The 7489-nt window shown below is 67.8% G+C and carries 6 protein-coding genes; 5 read left to right on the top strand and 1 reads right to left on the bottom strand.

Annotated elements, in window-relative coordinates; translation table 11 throughout:
• Nucleotides 1-42 precede the first annotated feature (42 nt).
• A complete protein-coding gene (locus ABD154_RS02435; protein WP_198498531.1) occupies nucleotides 43-2271 on the bottom strand; it encodes an NADP-dependent isocitrate dehydrogenase in 2229 nt (742 codons plus the stop codon).
• 149 nt (nucleotides 2272-2420) lie between these two features.
• Between ABD154_RS02435 and ABD154_RS02430 the strand changes: the two genes are divergently transcribed.
• From ABD154_RS02430 to ABD154_RS02410, 5 genes are all read left to right on the top strand, one after another.
• Complete coding sequence (locus ABD154_RS02430) at nucleotides 2421-3053, top strand: thymidine kinase (protein WP_198498532.1); 633 nt, start codon at nucleotides 2421-2423, stop codon at nucleotides 3051-3053.
• Nucleotides 3054-3133: 80 nt separating this feature from the next.
• Nucleotides 3134-3907, top strand: a complete 774-nt coding sequence (locus tag ABD154_RS02425; protein ID WP_344249843.1) for an alpha/beta fold hydrolase — start codon at nucleotides 3134-3136, stop codon at nucleotides 3905-3907.
• A gap of 113 nt (nucleotides 3908-4020) precedes the next feature.
• Nucleotides 4021-5706 carry an SLC13 family permease gene (locus ABD154_RS02420; RefSeq protein WP_198498534.1) on the top strand — a complete coding sequence of 562 codons (1686 nt, stop codon included), beginning with the start codon at nucleotides 4021-4023 and terminating at the stop codon, nucleotides 5704-5706.
• 31 nt (nucleotides 5707-5737) lie between these two features.
• Entirely contained in the window at nucleotides 5738-6808 is a 1071-nt protein-coding gene (locus ABD154_RS02415; protein ID WP_198498535.1) for an NADH:flavin oxidoreductase/NADH oxidase, read from the top strand.
• On the top strand, nucleotides 6802-7458 hold the full coding sequence (locus ABD154_RS02410; RefSeq protein WP_344249840.1) for an MBL fold metallo-hydrolase: 657 nt from the start codon (nucleotides 6802-6804) through the stop codon (nucleotides 7456-7458). The genes ABD154_RS02415 and ABD154_RS02410 overlap by 7 nt, the downstream gene beginning before the upstream one ends.
• Nucleotides 7459-7489 lie beyond the last annotated feature (31 nt).

Genomic DNA, 7489 nt, shown 5'->3' with positions numbered 1-7489 from the left:
GGTGAGCTCACAAGCGCAGGCTGACAGCTCAGCGCACTCGGCTCAGACCTTCTCGCGCAGCGTCTCGACGATGCGGTTGAGGGTCGGGGACGGACGCATCGCGGCATCGGCCTTCGCATCATCCGGGTTGTAGTATCCGCCGAGGTCGACCGGCGCGCCCTGCACGGCGAGGAGTTCGGCGGAGATCGCCTCGGCGTTCTTCTCGAGCTCCTCGGCGACCGGGGCGATCGCGGCGGCGAGCTCGGCGTCCTCGGTCTGGCGGGCCAGCTCCTGCGCCCAGTAGAGCGCGAGGTAGAAGTGGCTGCCGCGGTTGTCGATCTCTCCGACCTTGCGCGAGGGCGACTTGTTCTCCTCGAGGAACTTGCCGGTCGCGGCGTCGAGGGTGTCGGCGAGGACACCGGCACGGGCATTGCCGTGGACGTTGAACTCGTGGCGGAACGACTCGGCGAGGGCGAGGAACTCACCGAGGGAGTCCCAGCGCAGGTGGTTCTCCTCGACGAGCTGCTGCACGTGTTTCGGGGCGGAGCCGCCGGCTCCGGTCTCGAAGAGTCCGCCGCCGGCGATGAGCGGGACGACGGAGAGCATCTTCGCCGAGGTGCCGAGTTCGAGGATCGGGAAGAGGTCCGTGTTGTAGTCGCGGAGCACGTTGCCGGTCACGGAGATCGTGTCCTCGCCCCGGCGGATGCGGTCGATCGAGAACTGGGTGGCATCGACCGGGTTCATGATCCGGATGTCGAGGCCCTCGGTGTCGTGGTCGCCGAGGTACTCCTCGACCTTCGCCCTGAGATTGCGGTCATGGGCCCGGGCCTCGTCGAGCCAGAACACTGCAGGGGTGTTCGACAGGCGGGCGCGGGTGACGGCGAGCTTGACCCAGTCGCGGACGGGGATGTCCTTCGTCTGGCACGCGCGCCAGATGTCACCGGGGGCCACCTCGGTGCTCATGAGCACCTCACCGGCAGAATTGCGAACCTCGACGACGCCGGCTTCGGCGATCTCGAAGGTCTTGTCGTGGCTGCCGTACTCCTCGGCCTTCTGCGCCATCAGCCCGACGTTGGGCACGGTGCCCATCGTCGTCGGGTCGTACGCGCCGTTGATCCGGCAGTCGTCGATGACGGTCTGATAGATCCCGGCGTACGAGGAGTCGGGGATGACGGCCAGCGTGTCCTGCGTCTGATCGTCCTTGTCCCACATCTTGCCGCCGACGCGGATCATCGCGGGCATCGAGGCATCGACGATGACGTCGGAGGGGACGTGGAGGTTCGTCACGCCCTTGTGCGAGTTGACCATCGCCAGGGCCGGGCCCTCGGCCAGGCCCTTCTCGATGCCGGCGCGGACACCCTCGGCGACCTCGGCGGGCAGCTCGTCGAGCCCGTCGAGGATCGCGGCGAGTCCGTTGTCCGGGGTCAGCCCCGCCTCGGCGAGGGCCTCACCGTAGGTCGCGAAGACCTCGGGGAAGAACGCCTCGATGACATGGCCGAAGAGGATGGGGTCGGAGACCTTCATCATCGTCGCCTTGAGGTGGACGGAGAAGAGGATGCCCTCGTCCTTCGCGCGCTGGATCTGGGTGCGGAGGAACTCGTCGAGGGCCGCGACGTTCATCTTCGTCGCATCGACGACCTCACCGGTCAGGACTGGGAGGGACTCCTTGAGGACCTTCTCTTCGCCGGAGGCGGTGCGCAGGACGATCCGCAGGGTGTCATCGGCGGGGATGACGACGGACTGCTCATTGGCGCGGAAGTCATCGGCGTCCATCGTCGCGACGTTCGTCTGCGAATCCTTCGACCATTCGCCCATCGAATGGGGGTGCTTCTTCGCGTAGTTCTTCACGGCCTCCGGCGCGCGCCGGTCGGAGTTGCCTTCGCGGAGGACCGGGTTGACCGCTGACCCCTTGACCTTGTCGTAGCGGGCCTTGACGTCCTTGTCCGCGTCGGTCTCGGGCTCCTCCGGGTAGTCGGGGAGGTCATAGCCCTGCGACTGCAGCTCGGCGATCGTGGCCTTGAGCTGCGGAACGGAGGCGGAGATGTTCGGGAGCTTGATGATGTTCGCGTCCGGAGTCTTGGCGAGGTCGCCGAGTTCGGTGAGCGCATCGGCGACCTGCTGGTCGGCCGGGAGGCGGTCGGAGAACTGCGCGAGCACACGGGCGGCGAGAGAGATGTCCCTCGTCTCGACATCGACGCCCGCCGAGGTGGCGAAGGCTTCGATGATCGGCTTGAGTGAGTAGGTCGCCAGAAGCGGCGCTTCATCGGTGCGCGTGTAAATGATTTTGGCCATAATGATGGACTGCTCCGAATTGTCGTGGGGTTTGACCTCACCATCCTACCTTTTGCCGCCGTTGGCCCTCAGCTCCGCGTTGACGTCGGCTCGACGGTAGAGTGGCGTCCCGGCGAAGGACGCGAGACGGACGGCGAAAGAGGACACGGGTGGCGAAGCTCTACTTCCGGTACGGTGCGATGAACTCCGGCAAGTCGACGGCCCTGCTCCAGGCGGCCTTCAACTACGAGGAGCGCGGCCAGCGCGTGCTGCTCGCGAAGCCCGACATCGACACGAAGGGCGCCGATGAGATCGTCTCCCGCCTCGGCGTCACCCGCACCGTCGACTTCCTCGTCCCCGCCGGTGCCGACGTCGAGCGGATCTATGCCGAGCACGCCGACTACGTCGACCACGATGCGCTCCTCGAATCGATCGACACCCCCAAGGCGCCCGTCGCGTGCCTGCTCATCGACGAGGCGCAGTTCCTCGAACCCGAGCAGATCGACTCCCTCATGCGCATCGCCACCGAGCAGGGCGTGCCGGTGATGTGCTACGGCATCCGCACCGACTTCCGCACCCGCGCGTTCCCGGGATCGGCCCGCCTCCTCGAGATCGCCCACACCCTCGAAGAGCTCAAGACGATCTGCCGCTGCGGTCGCAAGGCGATGTTCAACGGCCGCCTCGTCGACGGGGAGTTCATCTTCGACGGCGATCAGGTCGCCATCGACGGCAACGCCGTGACCTACGAATCGCTGTGTCCGCGCTGTTACCTCGCCTACTCCGGCGGTAGGCTGTTGGCGTAGAGACCCTCCCGCCGCTGTCCGATGCGGCGGCCGCAGTGCCAGACATCTGCCGATCCCGATTCCGACGATGAGGAGCCCTCATGCGCATCGCCCTCCACGCCTTCAATGACAATCCCGGATCTCCCGCGCTCGTCTTCGGCGATGCGCTGGGCACCCGGACTCCGCTGTGGGCGGCTGTGGCCTCCCGCCTCGTCGACGACCACCAGATCTACCTCTCCGATCTGCCGGGTCACACGTACCCGGTGTCGAAGGAGGAGCTGAGCCGCGACTTCACGATCTCCGATCTCGCCGCGGGTCTCGTCACCTCGCTCGAGGACAAGGGCGTCGAGTCGTTCACCTACTGCGGCGCCTCGATCTCCGGCGGCATCGGGCTCACGCTCGCGCTCGAACACGCGCACAAGCTCACCGGGCTCATCGCGTGCGCCACGGCGCCGAAGTTCGGCACCGACGTCTCGTGGGCCGAACGCATCACCGAGGTGGAGAACGACGGCACCGCGTCCCTGCTGCCCGACACCGCTGACCGCTGGTTCGCCGCCGGCTTCCTCGAGGAGGACATCGCGACCGGGCCGGCGATCCTCACCGACCTCGCGACCGTCGACGATGCGGCCTACATCGCGTGCTGCCGCGCGCTTGCGCTCTACGACCTCGAGGGCAAGCTCGGCGGGATCACGACGCCCACCCTCTTCATGGCCGGCAGCCAGGATCCCGGCTGCACCCCCGAGGAGATGGGGAGGATGCGCGACGCCGTCGAAGGGTCGGAGCTCGCCGTCATCCCCGATTCGGCCCACCTCCTCATGGCCGAGCATCCCGAGTTCGTCGCCGACCGCATCCACTCGTTCATCGCCGGTCTCTGAGGGGGACGCCGACACCGTGCCCCGGCCGTGACCTCACGGTCGAAGACAACTGTCGTGATTGTCGTTAGGGTGGAGACACAGGCCCCGTCCGCCAGCTCGTAGAGGAGCTCACCGTGAACGACACCCCGTCGCCGCAGTCGACAGAGATCGCCGAGCAGTCACCGGGGGAGCGCGCCCCCGGCTTCCCGCTGCGGACGGTGAGAGTGCGGTGGACGGGATTCTTCCTCGGCCTCATCCTCTGCACCCTCGTCTACGCGATCATGCCCGACACCGTCGAGCACAACGCGAAGCTCACCGCCGCCGTCGCCGTCCTCATGGCCGTGTGGTGGATGACCGAGGCCCTGCCGATCCCCGCGACCTCGCTCGTGCCGCTTGTCGCATTCCCCGTCTTCGGCGCCGAGGTGGAAATGGCCGATGTCGGCGCCTCCTACGGCAATCCGATCATCTTCCTCTTCCTCGGCGGGTTCCTCATCGCCCTGGCGATGCAGCGCTGGAACCTCCACCGGCGCATCGCCCTCTTCACGCTCAGCCTCATGGGCAACAAGCCGGGACCGATGATCGCCGGCTTCATGATCGCCACCGGCTTCATGTCGATGTGGGTCTCGAACACGGCGACCGCGGTGATGATGCTGCCGATCGGCATCTCCGTGCTCATGATCGTCGCGAAGGTCGTCGGCTCGGCGATGGTGACAGGGACGACGAACACCGAGGCGGTCCCCGGCGACCGTGGATCCGCTGACGCTGCCACCGCCTCGGCGGACGGCAGCAGCACCGAGCACAACACCGGGAACGCAGGCACCCCGGACGGTTCCAGCGGCGACGGCGGCACCGGCGAGGTCGGCATCGGCCACGCCGTGAAATCGAACTTCGGCACCGCGCTCATGCTCGGCATCGCCTACGCCGCGTCGATCGGCTCGCTCGGCACGATCATCGGCACCCCGCCCAACACCTTCCTCGTCGCCTACCTCAAGGACAACCACGACATCTCGATCGGCTTCGGCCAGTGGATGCTCGTCGGCGTGCCCCTGGCCGTCGTCATGATGGCGATCGCGTGGTTCCTCCTCGTCAAGGTCCTCTTCAAGCCCGAGATCGACGAGATCCCCGGCGGCCGCGAACTCATCCGTGAGGAGATGGCCAAGCTCGGGCCGATGTCGACGGGGGAGAAGCTCGTCCTCGGGATGTTCATCCTCGCCGCGGTCAGCTGGATCTCGATCCCGCTGATCTTCGAGGACCCGCCGATCAGCGATGAGGGCATCGCGATGGTCATCGGCCTACTCCTCTTCCTCATCCCCGGCGGCGCCCACCGCGGCGTCCGCCTCCTCGACTGGGAGACCGCGGAGAAGCTGCCGTGGGGCGTCCTCCTCCTCTTCGGCGGCGGCCTCGCACTCTCCTCCCAGTTCTCGTCCTCGGGACTCACCGAATGGATCGGCGAGGTCTCGGCCGGGCTCGGGGCGCTGCCGCTCATCCTCATCGTCGCGATCCTCGCAGCCCTCATCCTCTTCCTCACCGAGCTGACCTCGAACACCGCGACCGCGGCGACCTTCATCCCCGTCGTCGGCGGTGTCGCCCTCGGGCTCCAGCTCGACCCGCTCATCCTCACGATCCCGGTGGCGCTGGCCGCGACGTGCGCGTTCATGCTCCCGGTCGCGACCCCGCCCAACGCCGTCGCCTACGGCTCGGGCTACGTGACGATCGGGCAGATGGTCAAGGGCGGCATCTGGCTCAACCTCATCGGCATCGTCCTCATCACCGCCACCGTCTACCTTCTCGCCGTCCCGGTGTTCAACATCATGCTGTGAGGACAAGCACCATTGAGGCAGACTGGTGCCCATGGCTGAACTCTTCACCCCGATGACTCTGCGCGGACTGACCATCGACAACCGGATCTGGCTGGCCCCGATGTGCCAGTACTCGTGCGAGAAGGAGGACGGCATGCCCGGCACGTGGCACCTCGTCCACCTCGGCGCGCGGGCGACCGGGGGATTCGGGCTCATCCTCACCGAGGCCTCCGCCGTCGTCTCCGAGGGCAGGATCTCCCCGCAGGACGCCGGCATCTGGAGCGACGCGCACGCCGAGGCGTGGAAGCCCGTCGTCGACTTCGTCCACTCACAGGGCACCGTGATCGGCATGCAGCTTGCGCATGCGGGCCGGAAGGCGAGCACGTACCGCCCCTTCGACGGCAACCCGCGCGGCACGGTGCCCGCTGCCGAAGGCGGTTGGCAGCCGCTGGGCGCGAGCCCGATCGCCTACCCCGGATACACCGAGCCGACGGAGATGACGGAGGCCGACATCGCCGAGGTGGTCGCCGCCTTCGCGGCGGCCGCGCGCCGGGCGATCGCCGTCGGCTTCGACCTCGTCGAACTCCACGCCGCCCACGGCTACCTGCTCCACTCGTTCCTCTCGCCCCTGTCGAACCAGCGCACCGACGGCTACGGCGGCGATCTCGCCGGCCGGGCCCGGATCCTCTACGAGACCTATGACGCCGTGCGCGAGGCCGTGGGGGAGGACGTTCCCGTGTTCGTGCGGCTCTCGGCGAGCGAGTGGGTGGAGAACGGCTTCGACATCGCCGAGGCGGTCGAGGTCTCCCGTGAGCTCGACGCCCGCGGGGTCGACGTCATCGACGTGTCCTCGGGCGGGAACTTCCCCGTCAAGGTGCCCGTCGGGCCCGGCTACCAGGTGCCGCTGTCGGCGGCGATCCGCGACGCCGGGGCGACGACGGCGACCGTCGGCCTCATCACCGAACCCGGGCAGGCCGAGACGATCCTCGCCTCGGGGCAGGCTGACGCGATCCTGCTCGCCAGGGTGGCGCTCCGCGAACCGGCATGGCCGCAGCGGGCGGCCCATGAGCTCGGCGTCGAGCCGGGACCGTATCCAGCACAGTACGTGAGGGGAAAATGGTGAACACGATCGAGACCGAACACGTCGTCATCCGATGGATCTCTGTCTCCGAGATGGAGAACAACGTCTATCTCATCACCGCCAAGGAGACCGGGGCGCAGGTCCTCATCGACGCCGCCGACGACATCGAGGCGATCGAGAGCCTGCTGGCAGCGGGAGCGGAGGACACGAGTGCCGAGCCGAGCCTGCAGGCGATCATCACGACGCACCGGCACTGGGACCACATCAGGGCGCTGCCGGAAGCGGCGAAGCGGCACCCGGATGCCATGACGATCGCCGGCGCCGCCGACGCCGAGGCGATCACCGAGGCCGAAGGCGTCGAGATCGCCCACACCGTCGATCATCTCGATGTCGGGGACTTCGGGGGATTCGTCCTCCAGGCGATCGCGCTGCGCGGGCACACACCGGGATCGATCGCGCTGCTGCTCCGCGACGGCGGACAGACGATCCTCTTCTCCGGGGACTCGCTCTTCCCCGGTGGTCCGGGCAAGACGTGGAGTCCCGAGGACTTCACCTCACTCATGGACGATCTCGAGGAGAGGGTCTTCGAGCAGCTGCCCGATGACACGCAGGTGCTGCCCGGCCACGGTGCCCCGACGACGCTCGGTGCCGAGCGCGGCCAGCTGGGTCAGTGGCGCGAACGCGGGTGGTGACTGACTCCGACAGCGGTGACCGAGGGTCGAT

The organism is Brevibacterium sanguinis (genome assembly GCF_039528855.1).
Taxonomy (GTDB): Bacteria; Actinomycetota; Actinomycetes; order Actinomycetales; family Brevibacteriaceae; genus Brevibacterium; species Brevibacterium sanguinis.
The sequence above is the reverse complement of the archived record's forward strand: the minus strand, read 5'-3'. Positions and strand labels throughout refer to the sequence as shown.

Bases quoted from the DNA above. Each gene is read 5' to 3' on its own strand.
- ABD154_RS02435 (WP_198498531.1), bottom strand. From the start codon at position 2,271: ATGGCCAAAATCATTTACACGCGCACCGATGAAGCGCCGCTTCTGGCG.
- ABD154_RS02410 (WP_344249840.1), top strand. From the start codon at position 6,802: ATGGTGAACACGATCGAGACCGAACACGTCGTCATCCGATGGATCTCT.
- ABD154_RS02425 (WP_344249843.1), top strand. From the start codon at position 3,134: ATGCGCATCGCCCTCCACGCCTTCAATGACAATCCCGGATCTCCCGCG.
- ABD154_RS02415 (WP_198498535.1), top strand. From the start codon at position 5,738: ATGGCTGAACTCTTCACCCCGATGACTCTGCGCGGACTGACCATCGAC.